This window comes from Pediococcus ethanolidurans, assembly GCF_001437405.1.
Lineage (GTDB): Bacteria > Bacillota > Bacilli > Lactobacillales > Lactobacillaceae > Pediococcus > Pediococcus ethanolidurans.
Genome location: NZ_JQBY01000017.1, coordinates 1 through 21220 on the forward strand (window position 1 = coordinate 1; position 21220 = coordinate 21220).

18 protein-coding genes and 1 other annotated feature are annotated in these 21220 nt (G+C 37.1%); all 18 genes read left to right on the top strand.

The window, feature by feature from the left end:
- Positions 1–186: 186 nt before the first annotated feature.
- The 18 genes from mreC (at position 187) to queA (ending at position 21189) form a co-directional block, all read left to right on the top strand.
- Positions 187–1032, top strand: a complete 846-nt coding sequence (gene mreC, locus IV87_RS07645; RefSeq protein WP_057807047.1) for a rod shape-determining protein MreC — start codon at positions 187–189, stop codon at positions 1030–1032.
- A 21-nt stretch (positions 1033–1053) separates the two neighbouring features.
- Positions 1054–1599: a rod shape-determining protein MreD gene (gene mreD, locus IV87_RS07650; RefSeq protein WP_057807049.1), complete on the top strand. Its 546-nt coding sequence runs from the start codon at positions 1054–1056 to the stop codon at positions 1597–1599.
- Between the two features lie 46 nt (positions 1600–1645).
- Positions 1646–1874, top strand: a binding site (T-box leader).
- 186 nt (positions 1875–2060) lie between these two features.
- A complete protein-coding gene (locus IV87_RS07655) occupies positions 2061–2702 on the top strand; it encodes an amino acid ABC transporter permease (RefSeq protein ID WP_057807129.1) in 642 nt (213 codons plus the stop codon).
- 12 nt (positions 2703–2714) lie between these two features.
- Positions 2715–3350: an amino acid ABC transporter ATP-binding protein gene (locus tag IV87_RS07660; RefSeq protein WP_057807051.1), complete on the top strand. Its 636-nt coding sequence runs from the start codon at positions 2715–2717 to the stop codon at positions 3348–3350.
- An 18-nt stretch (positions 3351–3368) separates the two neighbouring features.
- Positions 3369–4220 carry an amino acid ABC transporter substrate-binding protein gene (locus IV87_RS07665; protein WP_057807052.1) on the top strand — a complete coding sequence of 284 codons (852 nt, stop codon included), beginning with the start codon at positions 3369–3371 and terminating at the stop codon, positions 4218–4220.
- Between the two features lie 108 nt (positions 4221–4328).
- Positions 4329–5600, top strand: a complete 1272-nt coding sequence (gene yfmF, locus IV87_RS07670; protein WP_057807054.1) for an EF-P 5-aminopentanol modification-associated protein YfmF — start codon at positions 4329–4331, stop codon at positions 5598–5600.
- Positions 5593–6900 carry an EF-P 5-aminopentanol modification-associated protein YfmH gene (gene yfmH, locus IV87_RS07675; protein ID WP_057807056.1) on the top strand — a complete coding sequence of 436 codons (1308 nt, stop codon included), beginning with the start codon at positions 5593–5595 and terminating at the stop codon, positions 6898–6900. The genes yfmF and yfmH overlap by 8 nt, the downstream gene beginning before the upstream one ends.
- Positions 6897–7622 (top strand): elongation factor P 5-aminopentanone reductase, encoded by a 726-nt coding sequence (gene ymfI / locus IV87_RS07680; RefSeq protein ID WP_057807058.1) that lies wholly within the window; start codon positions 6897–6899, stop codon positions 7620–7622. Before yfmH ends, ymfI begins: the two co-directional genes overlap by 4 nt.
- Before the next feature lie 70 nt (positions 7623–7692).
- A complete protein-coding gene (locus IV87_RS07685) occupies positions 7693–8571 on the top strand; it encodes a helix-turn-helix domain-containing protein (RefSeq protein WP_057807060.1) in 879 nt (292 codons plus the stop codon).
- Between the two features lie 15 nt (positions 8572–8586).
- A complete protein-coding gene (pgsA, locus tag IV87_RS07690) occupies positions 8587–9171 on the top strand; it encodes a CDP-diacylglycerol--glycerol-3-phosphate 3-phosphatidyltransferase (RefSeq protein ID WP_057807063.1) in 585 nt (194 codons plus the stop codon).
- Positions 9172–9264: 93 nt separating this feature from the next.
- Positions 9265–10491 (top strand): competence/damage-inducible protein A, encoded by a 1227-nt coding sequence (locus IV87_RS07695; protein WP_057807064.1) that lies wholly within the window; start codon positions 9265–9267, stop codon positions 10489–10491.
- Between the two features lie 89 nt (positions 10492–10580).
- Positions 10581–11642 (top strand): recombinase RecA, encoded by a 1062-nt coding sequence (gene recA, locus IV87_RS07700; protein WP_057807067.1) that lies wholly within the window; start codon positions 10581–10583, stop codon positions 11640–11642.
- A 214-nt stretch (positions 11643–11856) separates the two neighbouring features.
- The gene (rny, locus tag IV87_RS07705; protein WP_057807069.1) at positions 11857–13416 is read left to right on the top strand and encodes a ribonuclease Y; all 1560 of its coding nucleotides are present in this window, start codon (positions 11857–11859) and stop codon (positions 13414–13416) included.
- Positions 13417–13610: 194 nt separating this feature from the next.
- Positions 13611–16250 carry a DNA mismatch repair protein MutS gene (mutS, locus tag IV87_RS07710; RefSeq protein ID WP_057807070.1) on the top strand — a complete coding sequence of 880 codons (2640 nt, stop codon included), beginning with the start codon at positions 13611–13613 and terminating at the stop codon, positions 16248–16250.
- Positions 16251–16264: 14 nt separating this feature from the next.
- Positions 16265–18217, top strand: a complete 1953-nt coding sequence (gene mutL / locus IV87_RS07715) for a DNA mismatch repair endonuclease MutL (protein ID WP_057807072.1) — start codon at positions 16265–16267, stop codon at positions 18215–18217.
- A gap of 67 nt (positions 18218–18284) precedes the next feature.
- A complete protein-coding gene (ruvA, locus tag IV87_RS07720; protein WP_057807074.1) occupies positions 18285–18878 on the top strand; it encodes a Holliday junction branch migration protein RuvA in 594 nt (197 codons plus the stop codon).
- Between the two features lie 19 nt (positions 18879–18897).
- Entirely contained in the window at positions 18898–19917 is a 1020-nt protein-coding gene (gene ruvB, locus IV87_RS07725) for a Holliday junction branch migration DNA helicase RuvB (RefSeq protein ID WP_057807076.1), read from the top strand.
- A 237-nt stretch (positions 19918–20154) separates the two neighbouring features.
- Positions 20155–21189 (top strand): tRNA preQ1(34) S-adenosylmethionine ribosyltransferase-isomerase QueA, encoded by a 1035-nt coding sequence (gene queA / locus IV87_RS07730; RefSeq protein ID WP_057807078.1) that lies wholly within the window; start codon positions 20155–20157, stop codon positions 21187–21189.
- The last annotated feature ends 31 nt before the right edge of the window (positions 21190–21220 follow it).

Genomic DNA, 21220 nt, shown 5'->3' on the forward strand with positions numbered 1-21220 from the left:
ACACTTTTGTGTCAGGCAATTAGATACATTTCTGTGCTTTCAACCTTTAGTTATAATTAAATATTAAGGTGCGGTAAATGAAGGCAAACAAGCATGTAATGGCAATTTTTTCTGTGGTATAATACAGACTGTGTCTGAGCGATTATAATTATAATCGCGATATAAATAATTTCCGGAGGGTCTACCATGCAAAAGTTTTTTTCGAATCGAAAGTTAGTGATCGCTGTAATCTGTGTGATTATTGCGGTTGGTTTAGTGACCCTATCGGTAACAAGTCGTAAAAAGTCGACAACACCAATGTTACAAAAAGTTGGTAACGATGCTGTCGGTGTGGTTGATCGTGTGGTGGCTTATCCTATGAATGCGATTCGAAATACTTCACAGGCCTTAAATTCGATCATTAATACGTATCAAGAAAATGAACGATTAAAGGGGAAAATTGATCAGTTAGAAGCAGTTCGCTCACGGGATCAAGCCTTAAGTCAAGAAAATAAACAGTTAAAACAACAAGTTAGTTTGAAGAAGAGCATGACAGATTATAACTTAGTTACGGCAACTGTTATTTCACGGGCACCTTCATCATGGCAAAATATCGTGGTAATTAATAAAGGAACCGCTTCTGGAATCAAGAAAAACGAATCTGTTGTCGCTGGTCAGGGGCTAATTGGGAGAGTTATTGAAGCTAGTTATACAACCAGTAAGGTTGAATTGATCAGTGATAGTAGTGATTCTGCAAATCGTTTTGCAATTCAGGTTCAAGATGAATCAGGCAATACCATTAATGGTATTGTTACAAGTTTTGATCGTGCCAATAATGAAATTGTTATGGGACAAGTGACTTCAAAGGCAAAAGTACAAAAGAATGCATTGGTTACCACATCTGGTCTTGGTGGTGTGACGCCAAAGGGATTATATGTTGGTAAAGTTGTGGCTACGAAAGAGGATTCAAGTGGTTTGGCCACTGAGGTCTATATCAAACCAGCTGCAGATATGAGCAGTATTAATGTTGTCTCAGTTGCAGAGCTGAAATAGTCGATTGGGGTGAATTATATTATGCTACAAAGTGCTAAATTAAAGTATATTTTCCCAATTGGATTTTTCTTGGCTTTATTTTTAGATGGTTCAATTAATCTGATTTTTTCTGGATCTTTATTTGCTTATCCATATTCGATGGTAAGCAATTTAACATTTTTATGGATGATTTTAGCTATTTTCTTTGAAGGTGAAACTAAATTACCAATTGCAACGTGGGCAGCTGGCATTGGTCTCGTATTTGATTGGTATTATACGGGTGTATTTGGTGTTAATATGTTTATTTTGCCAGTTATTGTGATCATTGTGCAATGGATAAAAGTTTTTTATAAACCGACCTTTTTATCAATTTTATTAACTTTTTTCTTTGCTTTAATCCTTTATGAAAGTGCTTTTTATATTGTGTTTGAGATGGTTCATTATACGAGTATTACTTCTTCGGCATTTATCGCTTATAACTTGGCACCAACACTAGCACTAAATTTATGTTTCTTTGTTATTCTATATTTACCAGTCAAAAGTCTTTTTCGCCATACGCGAGGGGCTAATTTTAGAAGTATTGACTAAAACCACTTGACGTTCATTTCGAAGTGAGCTATATTCAATACAATATTTAAAAACAATGAACGGAAGAGTAAAGCTAAGAATCAGTTAAGAGAGTCTTAAATGGTGAGATTAAGGCCTGTACTTAGTTTGAAACACATCTGCGAGTTTACTTCTTGAGAAAGTTAGAGAAGTACGGGTGATCGTTATCTCATAGAGTTGTATTTTATAACTTGTTGAGCTGATAATTGTGAGATTATCAGAAACATGAGGTGGAACCACGTTGATGCGTCCTCTTGGGTATTTTTACCCAAGAGGTTTTTTTGTGTCAAAAGGTTCTATGCTATGCACTATAAGAACAACTCACTGAGGTAATTGTTGTGAAGCAATTACGAACAGGGGTGGAACCACGCTTACTCGTCCTCTTGAATTATTTGTTAATTCAAGAGGATTTTTTTATTATTGGAGGGATGAACATGTTGTCATTGCATTATATATCACAGATTTTGCCATCATTATTAGTCGGTACAACAATGACGTTAAAGATCTTTTGCTGGACGTTGATTGGTGCGTTACCGTTAGGAATGATTTTTGGATTGGGTTTAGTATCTAACATTAAATTGGTCAAATATTTTTTGAACTTTTATGTTTGGTTAATGCGAGGCACACCACTACTGCTACAATTGATATTTGTTTTTTATGGATTACCTATTGTTGGAATCGTTTTTCAAAGGTATGACGCCGCACTGTTTGCGTTTATTTTGAATTATTCAGCCTATTTTGCTGAAATCTTTCGTGGTGGCCTCCAGTCAGTTGACCGGGGACAGTATGAGGCTGCAAAGGTACTACGACTTTCATATTGGCAAACGATTCGTAAAATTGTGATTCCACAGGTTGCAAAAATTGTATTACCTTCAATTGGCAATGAAGTTATTAATTTAGTGAAGGATTCGTCGTTAGTTTATGTAATTGGAATTGGCGATTTGTTACGAGCTGGAAATGTAGCTTCTGCGAGAGATGTTACTTTGATTCCACTGCTTTTAGTTGGTGTGATTTACCTATTATTAACGGCGGTTTGTACTTATGTATTACGACGAGTTGAAAAACACTATGCTTATTGGCGCTAGGAGGTAAAAGTAATGTTAAAAATAAATAATTTAACTAAAAAGTTTAATGAACGGACAATTATTGATAATCTCTCATTTGAAGTGGAAAATAGTGAAATTTTAACAATTGTTGGGCCTTCAGGAGCTGGAAAAACAACCCTTCTTCGCTGTATTAGTGGTTTAGAGTCATTTGACTCAGGTGAGTTTTACTTGGATGGCAAAAAGTTTAATCCCTATGAAGATACCGGTAGTGAAAGTGTGATTGGGGTTGTCTTTCAGGATTATCAGCTTTTCCCTAATCTAACGGTTTTAGATAACGTGACGTTAGCACCCCAAATGGTTTTGAAACAAAGCGCAACTGAGGCCAAACAAAGTGCATTGAAGCGCTTAAGTCGATTGCAGTTAGATGGAAAAGAAAACTTGTATCCTTATCAACTATCTGGTGGTCAAAAACAACGAGTTGCCATTGCACGTGCTTTAGCTATGCAACCCAAGATTCTTTGTTATGATGAACCAACTTCCGCACTTGATCCAGAATTACGTGGGGAAGTCAGTCGAATTATTAAGGGACTAAAACAAGATGGAATGACACAAATTGTCGTTACCCATGATATGGACTTTGCTAATGATGTTGCGGATAAACAACTCCATGTGGTACCGGTTAAGTAAGCCAGGGAGGTATGAACAATGAAAAAAAAGTTGAAACTAGTTTGGCTTGCATTGGCGGTGTGTTTACTGATTCTTCCCAGTTTGAGCGGCTGTGAAAGCGAAACTAAAGTGGCAAACACGACTGATTATTGGCAAACAATCAAAAAACGAGGCAAAGTTGTTGTGGGGTTGGATGATAGCTTTGTTCCTATGGGATTTCGAAAAAAGAATGGTGAATTAACTGGTTATGATATCGATCTTGCACGAGCTGTATTTAAGTTATATGGAATAAAGGTTGATTTTCAAAGTATTGATTGGTCAATGAACACAACAGAATTACGTAATCGAACAATTGATTTAATTTGGAATGGTTTTACAGTGACACCAGAACGAAAAAAAGTGGTTACTTTTAGTCATACGTACTTGGCAAATGAACAGGTACTAGTAAGCAAAAAGTCTCAAAATATTACTAGTTTTGAAAAAATGGCCGGTAAAACATTAGGAGTTCAAAGCGGTTCATCTGGGGCTCAAGATGTGGATAATCAACCTAATTTATTAAAAAACAAAATTAAAGATAAGACCCCAGTTCTATATGATTCTTTCAATGACGCTTTTATTGACTTAAATGCGAACCGTATTCAAGGTTTATTAATTGATAGCGTCTATGCTGGATATTATATTAAACACGAGAGTGATCCTGAATCTTATCGAGAACTTCAAGGTTCTTTTCCAAAGGAACAGTTTGCTGTTGGAATGCGAAAGGGTGATAAAACGCTCCAAAAGAAAATTAATCATGGCCTATATGTTCTATATAAAAACGGAACTTTGAAAAAAATTAACGAAAAGTGGTTTGGAAATACGGCTAAAGTTGTGGCACAACCAAAAAGTTAATTTTTCTGAAATAATATTGATTTGCATTGAAAAGATAGAAACGCTATTCTAATGTGGATTGGTATTATTTTTTATTTATCAAAATACGTTAAATAATGGGGTTATTTCGTGCAAATTCAGATTAAATCGGGAATTACTTTGACAGTTATTCCGGTATCACAATTTAAAAACACACAAGTTTCAGTTCACTTTTTGGAACATGCAACAAAAAAAGCCACCAGTTATCGTTCACTGTTGGCCAATATTTTAGAAACAAGTTCACAAAAGTATGAAAATCAAATTTTGGTTTCACAGGAATTGTCACGGCTATACGGGGCTGGTTTTGGTACCAGTGTCATGCGTAAACAAACTGTTCATGATCTGGCATTTTCGCTTTCATTGCCTAATGATCATTTTTTAGAAAAATCGGACCGCTTATTAGATCATGGGCTAGACTTTTTAGCAGAAATGATTTTTCATCCACTTATTAAAAATAGTTTATTTCATGAGCAGACTTTTCAGCGCCAACAAACTAATTTAGTAGCATATATCAATGCTTTAAAAGATGATAAACAGTCATATGCGGCTTTGCAACTACAACAGTTGTATTTTGGAAAAGATGAAATTCAGAGTACGCCGACATTTGGTGAAGCCGACCAAATTGCTCAAATTACTAATCAGGATTTATTTGATTATTACAAAAAAGTTTTAGCTCATGATCGTGTTGAAATTTTTGTGGTTGGGGATGTGAATGCCACTCAAATTCAGACTATTGTGCAGAAGTGGCCTTTGAGTGAACGTTTTGATGATAACACTGATATTAGTCCATTAAGTTATCCAGAAAAACAAATACACCAAAAAACAGAAGTCCAGTCAATTGTACAGTCTAAACTAGATTTAGCTTATCAGTTTCCCACCAATTTCCGCGACTCTGTTTACTATGCCGGTATTGTTTTTAATGCACTCTTTGGTGGCTCACCACTTTCTAAGTTGTTCCTAAATGTTCGTGAGAAAGCAAGTTTAGCTTATTATGCCACAAGTAATGTGGATGTTTTTAATGGGTTGATGATTGTTCAAACGGGTATTAATGCAGCTGACAAGGAACAAGTACTAGCAATTGTGGCGCAACAGTTAAAGGATATTCAAGCGGGAGACTTTTCTGAGGATCATTTAGCACAAATAAAAACGGGTCTTACTTCAAACTATATTGCTTCACTTGATGCCGAACGTTCATACACTAGTCGAGCCTTAACCAACAGATTAGTTGACAGTCAGACAAGCACCAAAGAGTGGATAGCTGCCATTCGAAAAGTTTCGCATTCTGAAATTATGGCGGTTGCTAAACAGGTTCACTTGACGACAAGTTATTTCTTGAGTTCGGAGGTAAAAGAACATGCATAAGCGGGTGTATAAACAATTTAATGAGACACTGTATTCAGAAACCTTAACGAACGGACTGCGAGTTAATATTCTACCAAAAAAAGGATTTCATAAAACTTATAGCACCTTTTCAACCAATTTTGGTTCGATAGATCGAACATTTATTCCACTGGGACAAAGTGATTATGTGACCCAACCGGCAGGTATTGCTCATTTTCTGGAGCATAAAATGTTTGATAAAAAAGGTTACGATGCGTTTGATTTATTTGGTAAATACGGGGCAGATGCTAATGCGTTTACCAGTTTTACCAAAACTAGTTATTTGTTCTCAGCAACTCAAAATATTCATGAAAACTTGGATATTTTACTGAATTTTGTTCAAGAACCTTATTTTACAAAAGAATCTGTAGCAAAAGAAAAGGGAATCATTGGACAGGAAATTCAAATGTATGATGATGATCCTGATTGGAAACTCTACATGGGTATCTTAGGTAATCTATATCCGCATCATCCGGTACATCTTGACATTGCGGGAACGGTTGCTTCAATTGCTGAAATCACAGTTGACGATTTATACACTGCTTATCAAACTTTCTATCATCCGGCTAATATGGATCTTTTTGTAGTCGGTAATATTGATCCAGAAGAAACTTTAACTTGGATTAAAGAAAATCAAGCCAAAAAGAGTTTTATGACTTTTGAAGAACCAAAAGTTAAACTAGGAACACGCGAAACAGGCAATGAAGACATTACTAAACAAAAAATAGTTGAAATGGCAGTAAATCGACCAAAAAGTGTTATTGGACTGAAGGGACTTGATGTAGTTCCGATCGGGGTTGCTGGATTATCCTATCGATTGAAAGCAAATTTACTACTTTATTTATTGTTTGGCGAATCATCTGAGCAATATCTTAAACTTTATGATCAGGGAATTATTGACGATACTTTTTCATATGAGTTTGATATGGAACGCTCTTTTCATTATATAAGTTTTAGTGGTGATACGGATAAACCGACGGAATTTATCGAAGCTATTCGAACCATTTTACAACAAGCGGACCAGCTGTTACCACAGTTAGAATCTCAATTTGAACTTGCTAAAAAAGAAATGTTGGGACGTTTGCTACAAAGAATGGATTCAATTGAAGCCATTGCAAATAGTTATGAAGGTCGTCAATTTGGTTACACGACTGTGTTTGATCAAACCGCAATTTACGAAAATATGACGTTAAGTGATTTGACTTTGCTTGCACCTAAATTATTTAATTTAGATGGCTTTAGTACATTTCAAATTCAACCAATGAAAGGACAAAAAGCATGAAGCATGCGCTAATTCTTGGAGCATCAGGTGATATTGGAAATAGCATTGCTAAGCAACTGGCGGCACAGGGATGGTCGTTATACCTGCACTATAATCAAAATGAATTAGCAGTCACTCAACTAGTTAAGAAGTTCACTAAATTATATCCACATCAAGAATTCTTGAGTGTGTCGTTTGATATGCAAAAAAGAGAAAACTTAGCTACTTTTTTGCAGTCTATTTTTGCAGTAGATGCGCTTATTTTTGCACAAGGAACAACTGATTATCATTTATTAACTGAAACATCTTTCGATGAACTTCAAAAAATGTGGATGATGCAAGTTGCAGTACCCGTTGAAATGATAAAAGCCTTACAACCTAAATTGGCACGTTCAAAGGCTGGTCGAATTATCTTTATTGGCTCCGTTTATGGGGCGGTTGGTAGTGCAATGGAGGTTGACTACAGTACAATAAAGGGTGCCCAAAGTGCATTTGTTAATGCATATGCTAAGGAAATTGGTACATTAGGAATCACAGTTAATGTGATTGCTCCTGGAGCAGTGAATACACAAATGAATCGAATTTTTTCCACTGACGAGCATCAAAAAATTGCCGCAGATATTCCAGTTGGCCGTTTTGCTAAACCGGATGAGATTGCATACTGGGTAGTTCAGTTAACAAATGAACAGGCTGGTTACATGACGGGACAAACTATTTATGTTGATGGTGGTTGGCTAAAATAATTACGTGCCGGAAAACAGTGTTGAATATGCTATACTAGTAGCGGACTAATTTAATAGTGGGTGAGAAGCGATGAGTGAAAGACAAAACAAGGAGATTGGGAAACGACTCCAAGAGGCACGATTAGATCAAGGATTAACGATCGATTATATTCAAGAAAAAACAAAAATTCAAAAAAGATATTTGATGGCCATTGAAGCTGGTCAGATGAACGACTTGCCAGGAGATTACTACGTTAAGTCTTTTGTCAGTCAGTATGCCGCTGTTGTGGGTCTCGACTCGCATAAGTTATTAGCGGGTGGACTGCAGGCTTCAAAGGAAGCAGAGACGCGCACTGAAAACTTTGCAACTGGTCCATTGCCTTCCAGAACCACACAACATACTCAGGTAAGAAAAGATAGCGAATTTTCTAGACGATATGGGAAATATATGACGTATGTTCCCACAATTATTGTGGTTGTGATTGTGGTTGCTGTATTGGGAACCATTTGGGGAATGAGCCATGCAAATAATGCAAATCAACCGCACTTAAGTAGTAGTCGGGTAAGCGTAACTAATAATGCCAGCAGCTCTAAGAAAAAACAATCTAGTTCAGAAAAAGCTTCTAGTTCTTCGTCAAAAAGTAAGACACAAAAAATTAGTCAAGTAGGCAGCTCAACAACAGCGTATACGTTAAAAAATGCGCCGACTAGTGGATCTACATTGACATTTAAGGCGGGAACAAGCAATGCATGGATTGCTGTTTCAAGTGATGGCACACAGAGTTGGTCTTCTACATTGCAGACGGGAACCTCACATACTGAAAAGATTGCTAAAACAGTATCAAAGGTCACCATTACAATGGGAAATGCGCCACAAACAACGATTACTGTCAATGGCAAAAAATTTGATTTTAATCCCCAAAATGATACCACACAGACGAAAACAATCACTTTAACTATTGAGAACTAATTAGGAGGAAAATCCTTGAATTTACCTAATAAACTAACGGTGTTTCGCATTATTTTAATTCCCATTTTTATTATTATTATGGTTATCCCTTATACCTGGGGAACTGTGACTTGGTTTGGTACCTCGATTGCGGTAACCAGAGTTTTAGCAGCAATTATTTTTGCGGTGGCTTCACTTACTGACTTGGCAGATGGAAAGATTGCGCGCCATAATCATTTAGTTACTAATTTTGGTAAATTTGCTGATCCGCTTGCGGATAAAATGTTAGTTATGTCGGCATTTATTATTTTAGTTTCACTGGGAAAAGCACCAGCTTGGGTCATTGCAATTATTGTTTGTCGTGAACTTGCAATTACGGGTTTACGTTTACTAATTGTGGAAAATAATGGTCAAGTTATGGCAGCAGCGATGCCTGGTAAGATTAAAACGACATCGCAAATGGTGGCCATTATTTTGTTGATATTGAATAATGTGTTATTCGCCGCAATTCATATTCCAATGGCAACCATTATGTTATATATCTGTTTGTTCTTCACAATTTATTCAGGCATTGATTATTTTGTGCAGAACCGCAATGTTTTTGCAGATGGTTTTAAGTAAAATGAAGTGGGTTTGGTTTAAAAAACCAGGCTCTTTTTTAATTTTTTAAAAAGTTGTTATTAAAAGGGCGTATTTAAAAACAGGAGGTAAATTTTGAAAGCAGAATTAATTGCAGTAGGTACAGAAATCTTACTTGGTGAAATTACAGATACTAATACACCGTTTATTGCGCGAGAATTAGCAAATCTTGGTATTGATGTTTATTTTCAATCAACAGTCGGCGATAATCCTGAACGGTTAGAAGACACAATTAAACTGGCTGCCAAACGAAGTGATTTAGTTATTTTATCAGGTGGTCTAGGACCAACAGAAGATGATCTTACCAAGCAAACGGTGGCAAGCTTTTTACATCGAGAATTAGTGACTGACCGTACTGCCATGGCAAAAATTGAACGATATTTTTCAGAAACGCAGCGTACGATGACTGAAAATAATCGCTTGCAAGCTATGTATTTAAAAGGTGCAAAACCGCTTAGTAATCGAACCGGTTTTGCCGTGGGTATCTTTGATCAAGAAATACAGGGACCTGATTTCTTATTGCTACCTGGTCCACCAAGTGAACTGGAGCCAATGATGATGGAGCAAGTACTGCCATTGCTTAAGAAAACTTATCTAGGTGACCATGTCTTACGTTCGCGTGTGTTACGCTTCTTTGGAATTGGTGAATCACAGTTGACAACAGAACTTGCAGATTTAATTGCAACGCAAAGCAATCCCACAATTGCACCTTATGCGAAACAAAACGAAGTTACCTTGCGTTTAACTGCATGGGCACAAACGGATACCGATGCTCAAAAAAAACTTAATGACTGTGAAAATCGTATTCAGGCATTAGTTGGTAAGTTTTTCTATGGTTACGGCGAACATAATTCTTTAGCACAAGTAGTAGCTACACATCTAATTAAACAGCAGCTAACGATTGCAGTTGTTGAGGGATATACTGCTGGTCGCTTTTCAACCGCATTGGATGAGTTTAGTGATGAAAAAAATGTCTTTGATGGTGGCTTCATTTTGGCAACCAATACAGAAAAAAAACAGTCTCTTATTGGTGAATTCAACGTTAGTGCTTCAAAGAGTTCAGTTGAAAAAATGGCAAATTGTTTAAAAAAGAAAACTAAAAGTGATCTTAGTATTGTCATTTCACATGCAAGTACCGAAAAAGTTTCAAGTGGTGAACAAGTTGGCAGCGTCTGGATTGCCATTAGTGATAAAAATGAGAATATTTCGGCGAAAAAATATAATTTTTCAACCATTAGACCAGCCACCAAACAACGAATTGTTTTGAATGCCTTACAACAACTAAACGACATTTTAAAATAAAGCGAACTTTTGTTCGTTTTTACTTGCTTTTTAAGAAAATAATCAGTATCATTATGACTGTTAGATATTCCCGTTAAGGAGGAAACAATTTGGCTGATGAACAACGAAAAGCAGCTTTAAATGCTGCGCTTAAAAAGATTGAAAAAAACTTTGGAAAAGGCTCAATTATGCGGATGGGTGATGCTGCCCAAACTCAAATTTCAACAATCTCGACTGGATCACTAGCACTAGATGATGCTTTGGGTGTTGGGGGTTATCCTCGTGGACGAATTGTTGAAGTTTATGGTCCTGAAAGTTCTGGTAAAACGACCGTTGCCTTGCACGCTGTTGCACAAGTTCAAAAGGAAGGCGGAACTGCAGCTTATATTGATGCAGAAAATGCCCTGGATCCTGTTTACGCGGAGCATTTGGGTGTTAATATTGATGATTTGTTACTTTCACAACCAGATACTGGTGAAGAAGGCCTTGAAATCACCGATGCTTTGGTTTCTAGCGGTGCCGTTGATTTAGTGGTCGTTGATTCCGTTGCCGCTTTAGTTCCTCGAGCTGAAATTGAAGGTGAAATGGGTGATGCTCACGTTGGTTTACAAGCTCGTTTGATGTCGCAAGCACTACGTAAGCTTTCTGGATCAATTAACAAAACTAAGACGATCGCAATTTTTATTAATCAGATTCGTGAAAAAGTTGGTGTTATGTTTGGTAATCCTGAAACAACTCCAGGTGGGCGTGCATTAAAGTTCTATGCAACCATTCGACTAGAAGTTCGTCGTGCTGAACAAATTAAAGATGGCACTGATATTATTGGTAACCGCGTTCGAATTAAAGTTGTCAAGAACAAGGTTGCACCGCCATTCAAGCGTGCTGAAGTTGATATCATGTATGGTCATGGTATTTCACAGACTGGTGAAATTATTGATATGGCTGTTGAAAAGGATATTGTGAACAAGAGCGGTTCTTGGTATTCTTATGGTGATGAACGAATTGGACAAGGCCGTGAAAATGCTAAACAGTATTTGGAGGATAATCCTGAAAAACGTAAAGAAATTTACGATAAGGTTCGTTCTGCCTACAATATGGACGCCGAAGCAGATGCGCCTAAGGAAGAAAAAGATCCTTCTGAATTAGATTTAAAAGTTTCCGATAAAAAATAACGATGAAAACAACCTAACTTTGTGTGAGGTTGTTTTTTTAATTAAAAATTAGTTAAATTAAATCAAATTGACTTGCACAAATAAATATAAATTTTGAGATAGCTTGATTAAACAGTATTGAGAATGCTAAACTAAGTATTGTGTGAATAATCAAAATAACATCATAAAAATCGGTTAGGAATTAACCAACTATTGATGATTCGGAGGTGGAAACATGCCTGTTTTCAATATAATCCTCGCAATCATCGCTATTGTTGTTGGCTATGTCGTTGGCTATTATGCGCATAAACTTATCCAAGAGAAGAATGTGCGTGATGCTAAAGATACAGCTAGTGGTATTTTAGAAAATGCTAAGAAGCAAGCGGAAACCGAAAAAAGAGAAGCTCTTTTGGAAGCTAAAGACGAAAGTCACCGTTACCGAACTCAAGTAGAAAACGAGCTGAAGCAAAGAAGAGCTGAAGCCCAAAAGCAAGAAGAACGTTTGCTACAAAGAGAAGAGGCTTTGGATCACAAAGATAATGCTTTCGAAAAGCGCGAAGATAGTTTAGAACGTAAAGAAGAAAAATTAAGTTCTGAACAAAAGCGAATTGACGAACAACAACAAGAAGCATCCTCATTAGTTTCAAAACGAACGGAAGAATTAGAACGTGTGGCAGCCATGTCACAAGAAGATGCACAAACTTTGATCTTAAACGAAGTACGGGACGGATTAGCAGATGAACGTGCAAAAATGATTCGTGAAAGCGAAGAAAAGGCACAAACTGATGCTAATAAAGTTGCTAAAGACTTAATCGCACAGGCCATTGAACGAAGTGCTGCAGATGTTGCTACGGAGTCAACGGTCACTGTTGTGAACTTACCGAGTGATGACATGAAAGGCCGAATTATCGGTCGTGAAGGTCGAAATATTCGAACCTTAGAGACACTGACTGGTATTGATTTAATCATTGATGATACACCAGAAGCAGTTGTTTTAAGTGGTTTTGATCCCATTCGGCGCGAAATTGCCAAAATGGCTTTGGAACGTTTGATCCAGGATGGTCGAATTCACCCAGCACGAATTGAAGAAATGGTTGAAAAAGCTCGCAAAGACATGGATGATAAAATCCGTGAAGTTGGAGAGCAAACTATTTTTGATCTGGGTATTCATTCTATGAATCCTGAATTAATTAAGTTAGTTGGTAGATTGAAGTTCCGCACAAGTTATGGACAAAATGTATTGGATCATTCCGTTGAGGTTGCCAAATTAACTGGTATTTTAGCAGCCGAATTAGGTGAGGATGTTACGTTAGCTAAACGCGCAGGATTATTACACGATATTGGTAAAGCGGTTGATCATGAGGTCGAAGGTTCTCATGTGGCGATCGGTGTTGAATTTGCAAAGAAATACAAAGAGAGCCCAGTAGTTATTAATGCGATTGCGTCTCATCATGGTGACGTGGGCGCTGAGTACGTTACTTCAGTGTTGGTTGCGGCTGCTGATTCAATTTCAGCTGCTAGACCAGGTGCACGAAGTGATTCACTTGAGAATTATATTCACAGACTTGAAAAGTTAGAAAACTTGGCTAATGGTTTTAAGGGTGTCAAGAAGAGTTACGCCATTCAGGCGGGTCGAGAAATCCGTGTTATCGTAAAACCAACCAAGGTTTCAGACTTACAGGCGACAACTTTAACGCACGATATTCGAAGTGCAATTGAAAAGCAATTAGAATATTCAGGCAAAGTAAAAGTTACCGTCATTCGAGAAGTTCGAGCGGTAAATTATGCAAAGTAAATTTAATTTTAAGAAAGTTTGGAATGAAAAATTCCAGACTTTTTTGTTTACAAGATTATAAATGGTAATTTTGAATTAGGAACGTCATAAAAGTCCGTTTGGAAGAGTAGGAACTCTAAAATTAAAATGTTAAAATAGGACAGAAAGTTTTAATTTGAATGAATTGATAAAAGAATTAGAAAGTAGGAGAGAGTGTGCCACAAAAAACAAGCGATACGCCAATGATGCAACAATATATGGCGATTAAGAAAGATTATCCAGATGCCTTTTTGTTTTATAGAATTGGTGATTTTTATGAACTCTTCTATGATGATGCTATTAAGGGCGCACAGATCTTAGAACTGACATTAACTTCACGAAGCCATAATGCGGTAGATCCCATTCCAATGTGTGGGATGCCGCATCATGCGGTTCAAAATTATGTCGATATTTTGATTGAAAAGGGTTATAAAGTTGCAATTTGTGAGCAAATGGAAGATCCCCGTTTGGCAAAGGGAATGGTTAAACGTGAAGTCATTCAATTAATTACGCCAGGAACCGTCACGGATTCAAATGTTAATGAAGCTAAATCTAATAATTACCTGACGGCCTTGACAGCTGATGAGACAAATCAGTTTGGATTTGCGTATGCTGATTTATCAACTGGTGAGTTAAAAACCAGCCAGTTGAATTCTATTGAGGCAGTTATTAATGAAGTTGTGAATTTGCAGTCCAAAGAAATCGTGGTTGATCAATCTATTGATGATAGTTTGCAAGAACAATTTAAGAAATTAAACATTATGGTTTCTCATCAAAACAAGATTGAAGTTAAGTCGGAACTAAGTTATTTAACCCAGGGACTTGATGAAGCTCTTGAAAAAAATACAGTTGAAACTTTACTTACCTATATCACAGTCACACAAAAACGCAGTTTGGCTCATTTACAAAAGGCAGTTGCTTATGAACCATCATATTTTTTGAGAATGGATCATTATTCGAAATATAATTTGGAACTTACACGTTCTATTCGCTCTGGTAAGAAACAAGGAACCCTTTTGTGGTTGTTGGATGAAACACGAACGGCCATGGGTGGCAGACTTTTGAAGCAGTGGCTTGACCGTCCATTGATTCATAAAAAAGAAATTGAAGATCGCCAAATTAAAGTAGGAGAACTTTTAGATCACTATTTTGAACGAAGTAATCTGCAAGAAGAGCTGGTTAAAGTTTACGATTTAGAACGTTTGGCTGGCCGGGTCGCATTTGGTAACGTAAATGGACGTGACCTTATACAACTGAAAACGTCATTACGCCAAATTCCTAAAATTCAGCATGTTCTTGCGGATTTGGATGATAAGGTTTTTGGAGCCATGTTAGCAAAATTAGATCCAGTTGATGATATTGCGGATTTAATTGACCGTGCCATTGTGGATGAACCACCAATTTCGGTTACCGAGGGTAATGTGATTAAAGATGGTTACGATGCTCAACTAGATCAATATCGTGATGCCATGACCAATGGAAAAAAGTGGATGGCAGAATTGGAAGCGTCCGAAAGAAAAGCTACGGGAATCAGAAACTTAAAAGTTGGGTATAATAAAGTCTTTGGCTATTATATTGAAATTACGAAATCAAATTTAAGTTCTGTACCAGAAGGCCGTTATGAGCGCAAGCAAACGTTAACTAATGCCGAACGTTTTATTACCCCAGCTTTAAAAGAAAAGGAAAGTTTGATTCTAGAAGCTGAAGAAAAGTCAACAACCCTTGAATATGAATTATTTAGCAAAATTCGTGAACAAATCAAATTGGAAATTGATCGGTTACAAAAATTGGCTAAACAAGTAGCAACACTAGATGTTTTACAAAGTTTTGCGGTGGTGAGTGAAAATTATCACTTTATTAAACCAACTTTGACTAAAAAACATAGTATTGACATTGTTGGCGGCAGACATCCAGTTGTGGAAAAAGTAATGGGTCGACAAAGCTATGTACCAAATGATGTTAAAATGTCGAATGATATTGATATATTACTAATTACCGGACCAAATATGTCAGGTAAAAGTACGTATATGCGTCAATTAGCATTAACAGTTGTTTTGGCTCAGATGGGATGTTTTGTGCCAGCAGAGTCAGCTACTCTGCCAATTTTTGATCAAATTTTTACTAGGATTGGTGCAGCGGATGATTTAATTGCGGGTCAAAGTACGTTTATGGTGGAAATGCAAGAGGCTAATCGCGCTATTCAAAACGCAACCCCGCAGAGTTTGATTTTGTTTGATGAAATTGGTCGTGGGACGGCAACTTATGATGGCATGGCATTGGCACAGGCAATCATTGAATTTGTGCATAATCATGTTCATGCTAAAACACTTTTCTCGACTCATTATCATGAATTGACCGTATTAGATCAAACGTTAACTAAATTAAAAAATGTTCATGTTGGCGCGGTTGAAAAAGATGGTGATTTAGTGTTCTTGCATAAAATGGAGGATGGTCCCGCTGATAAATCATACGGAATTCATGTGGCCAAACTTGCAGGAATGCCAGAAGAATTATTAGGTAGAGCAGATAAGATTTTGAAACGATTAGAAATTCAAAATAAGGATACAGACCAAGCACTTGTTGAACAAGAAATAAAATCTGAAAAACAACCCCAAAAAGTATCAAAGAAGCACAGTACACAAAGTCATAAATCAAGTGAAGTTGATGAACAGTTAGCACTGTTCCAGACAGCTCCGAGCGATACTCAGGGTGAAGAGGTGCTTGCCCAAATTCGAAATTCTAATCTGATGTCAATGACACCAATGGATGTTATGAATCAATTATACAAATGGCAGAAAAAATTGGGAAACAAATAGAAAGCTGAGATAAAATGGCAAAGATTCATGAACTTTCTGATGTACTTGCGGACCAAATTGCTGCTGGAGAAGTGGTTGAACGCCCTGCTTCAGTTGTTAAAGAGTTAGTGGAGAATGCAATTGATGCTAATAGTACGCAGATTGATATTCTGGTTGAACAGTCAGGATTAAAATCAATTGAAATTGTGGATAATGGTGATGGTATTGCCGCTGAGGATGTTTCCATGGCGTTTGAACGCCATGCAACAAGTAAGATCACGACACGTGAAGATCTTTTTAAAGTACGTTCGTTAGGTTTTCGTGGTGAAGCTTTACCCAGTATTGCTTCAGTTGCGGATGTTATTTTACAAACGTCAACTGGAAACGATACAGGAACTCAAATCCATATTAAAGGTGGAAAGCTCGTTGACAAAACTTTATCCGCACTTAGAAAAGGGACGGATATTAGTGTCGAGGACTTGTTTTTTAATACACCCGCAAGATTAAAGTATATGAAATCACCACAAACAGAATTAGCAAATATCACAGACATCGTGAATCGATTGGCTTTGAGTTACCCACAAATTGCGTTTACCTTAAGTCATGATGGTCGTGAATTATTACGCACATCTGGTCGAGGAAATCTCCAACAAGTAATTGCCGGAATTTATGGGGTCCAGAATGCACGGAAAATGGTAAAGTTTAGTGCTCAGGATGTGGACTTTAACATTTCTGGATATACCAGTCTACCTGAATTCACACGTGCATCACGTCAATATATTTCTGTTCTTATCAATGGCCGTTATGTAAAAAACTTTCAAGTGAATAAGGCAATTATTGAGGGTTATGGTTCTAAATTAATGGTCGGTCGATATCCTGTGGCTGTATTAAATATCAAAATGGATCCACTTTTGGTGGACGTTAATGTTCATCCAGCAAAGCAAGAAGTCCGTATTAGTCAAGAGAAACAATTACAAACCTTGATATCCAAGACCATCTATGCTGTGTTGGCAAAAGAAAATTTGATTCCGTCTGCTGTTGAAAATTTAAAAACTAAGCAAAAACTTAATACGGATCAACTTCAGTTTAATTTGAATGAAGCTTCGGTTAAATATTCGGATAATTCAAAACCAAATTTACCGACCAATGATTTAACTAAGCCGAAAGAATCAGTAACGGATAAATTGTTTAGTGCGCTACCCGAGAATGGAAAAGAACCAATTGTTATTAAACATGAAACAGAACTACAGACACATTCTCTTCATCAATTTCAAAAAAAGTATGAAAAAGAACCTCAGCCGTTGCCTTTTGGTAAAGCCCAAGATGAATCAACTGAGCAAGTAGAGGAAAATACTCAAAAAACTGAAAAAACTAAACGTTTTCCTACTTTACAGTATGTTGGTCAAATGCATGGGACATTTTTATTTGCAGAATCGGAAGATGGTTTGTATATTTTGGATCAACATGCAGCACAAGAACGAATTAACTATGAATATTATCGCGAAAAAATTGGTGAAGTATCTGATGATGCACAGAATCTCTTGGTTCCGATCGTCTTAGATTATTCCACCAGTGATATGTTAAGAATTCAAGAAAAAGAAGAAGTCTTAGCAAGTTGTGGCCTCAAACTAGAAGCGTTTGGCCCTAACAGTTTTGTGATTCATCAGCATCCGACTTGGTTTAAAGAAGGTCAAGAAGAAGACACAATTCGTGAAATGATTGATTATGTCCTTAATGATAGTCGGATGACGGTAGCTAAGTTTCGTGAAAAAACGGCAATTATGATGAGTTGTAAACGAGCAATTAAGGCTAACCATTATTTAGATGATCAACAGGCAAGACAGTTATTGAAGGATTTAGCAAAAACAGAAAATCCATTTAATTGTCCGCATGGCCGACCGGTATTGGTTCATTTTTCAAATGAAGATATGAAAAAAATGTTTAAACGTATTCAAGATCCGCATCAACCATTGGAAGAACAAGAATAAAGTTGAGTTATGGTACAATGTTTAATAGGCAAACGTATGTTTAGTTTAGATGATGGAGAAAATTTGAATGTATGAATATTTGATTGGTTATGTAACTCAAATCACACCGGAATTTGTCGTTTTAGAAGTTCAAGGTGTGGGCTATAAACTTTTTGTTGGTAATCCCTATCGATACGAAATTAGTCAAGAAAAACAAGTGAAAATTTACGTTCACGAGGCAGTTTCGGATACTGAAATTAGTTTGTATGGATTATTTGATGCAGAAGATAAAGAACTTTTTGAAAAATTATTATTGGTAAAAGGAATTGGTCCAAAAAGTGCTTTAGCGATCCTTGCAAATGAAGACCATTCTGGTTTAGTTTCTGCAATTAATCATGATGATGTCGCGTATCTTAAGAAATTTCCAAAAATAGGACCGAAGGCTGCCCAACAAATTATTCTGGATCTAAAAGGTAAAGTTACCTTAAGTTCAGAGAATCCAATTCAGACTGTAAAAAAGCCTGTTGGCAACCGTCAATTAGCAGATGCACTAGATGCATTAACAGCGTTAGGGTATTCGGCACGCGATATTGCTAAAATTAAACCTGATTTGGAAGAAGACGCGACACTGAGCACCGATCAGTATTTGAGTGCGGGGCTTAAATTGTTAATGAAAAAATAAAGAAGGAGGGGTGAGTTAAGTGAGTGATGTAGATGATGATCGACTTGTCTCTGGGGAAAATGAAAATTCAGAAGAAGCATCCATTGAAAAATCCCTACGTCCAGCAACCTTGGCACAGTATATTGGTCAAGATCGAGTAAAACACGAGCTGTCAGTGTACATTCAGGCAACCAAGCAACGAGAAGAATCATTAGATCATGTATTACTTTATGGTCCGCCTGGTTTGGGTAAAACAACTTTAGCAATGGTTATTGCTAATGAAATGGCCGTTCATATTCGTACAACAAGTGGTCCGGCAATCGAAAAACCTGGTGATTTGGTTGCGTTATTGAACGAATTACAACCGGGTGATATTTTGTTTATTGATGAAATTCATCGCTTACCCAAAATTGTTGAAGAAATGCTGTATTCAGCAATGGAAGATTTCTTTGTTGACATTGTGGTTGGGCAAGGTCCAACAGCTCATCCTATCCATTTTCCGTTACCGCCGTTCACACTAATTGGTGCAACTACCCGGGCGGGATTGCTATCGGCGCCACTACGAGATCGTTTTGGAATTGTTGCGCATATGAATTATTACACGGTTGATGATTTAACTGAGATTGTAAAGCGGTCTGCTGATATTTTTAATACACAGATTACGGAACAAGGATCACACGAAATTGCAAGTCGATCACGGGGAACGCCACGAATTGCAAACCGTCTTTTAAAACGTGTTCGTGACTTTATGGAGGTTTCGGATAAAACAGCGATTGATGAACAGATTGTCACAAAATCGTTGCAGTTTCTACGGGTTGATGAAGAAGGGCTCGATGAAATTGATAATAAGATTTTAAAAACAATGATCAATTATTATCATGGTGGACCAGTTGGCTTGGGAACAATTGCTGCAAATATTGGAGAAGAAGCCGATACAATTGCAGAAATGTATGAACCGTATCTTATGCAAATTGGCTATTTGAACCGGACACCACGAGGCAGAGTAGTGACAGAAAAGGGATATGCACATCTGGGACTATCACAAGAACGAACAAACTAAGAAAGCAAATGTAAGGTTTACTTTTCCTTACTAAAAGGAGCCATTCCGACTAGCCGGTTTCGGCGTAGTTCGACTGGACATCCTTTTTGAAAAAAATTTTGCGAATGCAAATATATCTTAATTACTAAAAGGAGCCATTCCGACTAGCCGGTTTTCGGTGTAGCTCGGCTGGACATCCTTAAAAAAAGATTTTGCGAATGCAAAATATACCATAATTACTAAAAGGAGCGAATCACCATGACATTAACAGTTGATGATTTTGATTACGATTTACCACATGAGTTAATTGCTCAAACACCAATTAAAGAACGTGATGAGTCACGTTTACTAGTTTTGAATCACAAAACCGGTACTCTTGAAGATAAACACTTTTATGATATTTTAGATCAGTTACACGCTGGAGATGCAGTGGTTATGAATGATTCACGGGTTATGCCTGCCAGAATTTATGGCGTGAAACCCGAAACCGGTGCGCATATGGAAGTTCTATTGCTTCATAATGACACTGGTGATCAATGGGAAACATTAGTCAAACCAGCTAAACGGGCCAAGGTTGGGACAGTTATTGAATTTGGCGATGGGTTACTAAAAGCTACTGTTATAAAAGAATTAGAACATGGTGGCCGTGAAATTGAATTTCATTATGATGGTATCTTTATGGAAATTTTGGAAAAGCTTGGTGAAACGCCATTACCACCATACATCAAAGAGAAGCTAGATGATCCAGAACGTTATCAAACAGTTTATGCCCGTGAAAGTGGTAGCGCTGCGGCTCCGACGGCAGGTTTACACTGGACAAAAGAGTTGCTGAAAAAGGTCGAAGATAAGGGTGTCAAATTAGTTTATTTGACCCTTCATGTTGGTTTAGGAACTTTTCGGCCAGTTGATGAAGCTAATATTGAAGACCACAAGATGCATAGTGAATTTTATCGATTAAGCGAAGAATCAGCTGCAACTTTAAATGAAGTGCGCAAGAATGGTGGTCGTATTATAGCTACAGGAACTACTTCAATTCGCACGCTCGAAACGATTGGTACGAAGTTTAATGGTGAAATCAAGGCAGATAGTGGCTGGACCGATATCTTTATCAAGCCTGGGTATCAATGGCAGGTGGTTGATGCCTTTATTACGAACTTTCATTTACCAAAATCAACGTTAGTTATGTTAGTGGCGGCCTTTACAGGTCGAGATATGATTTTAAATGCCTATCAACATGCAATCAAGGAGAAGTATCGTTTCTTTAGTTTTGGGGATGCAATGTTCATTAAATAGAACTGTAAATAAATGATTAGAATGGAGAATT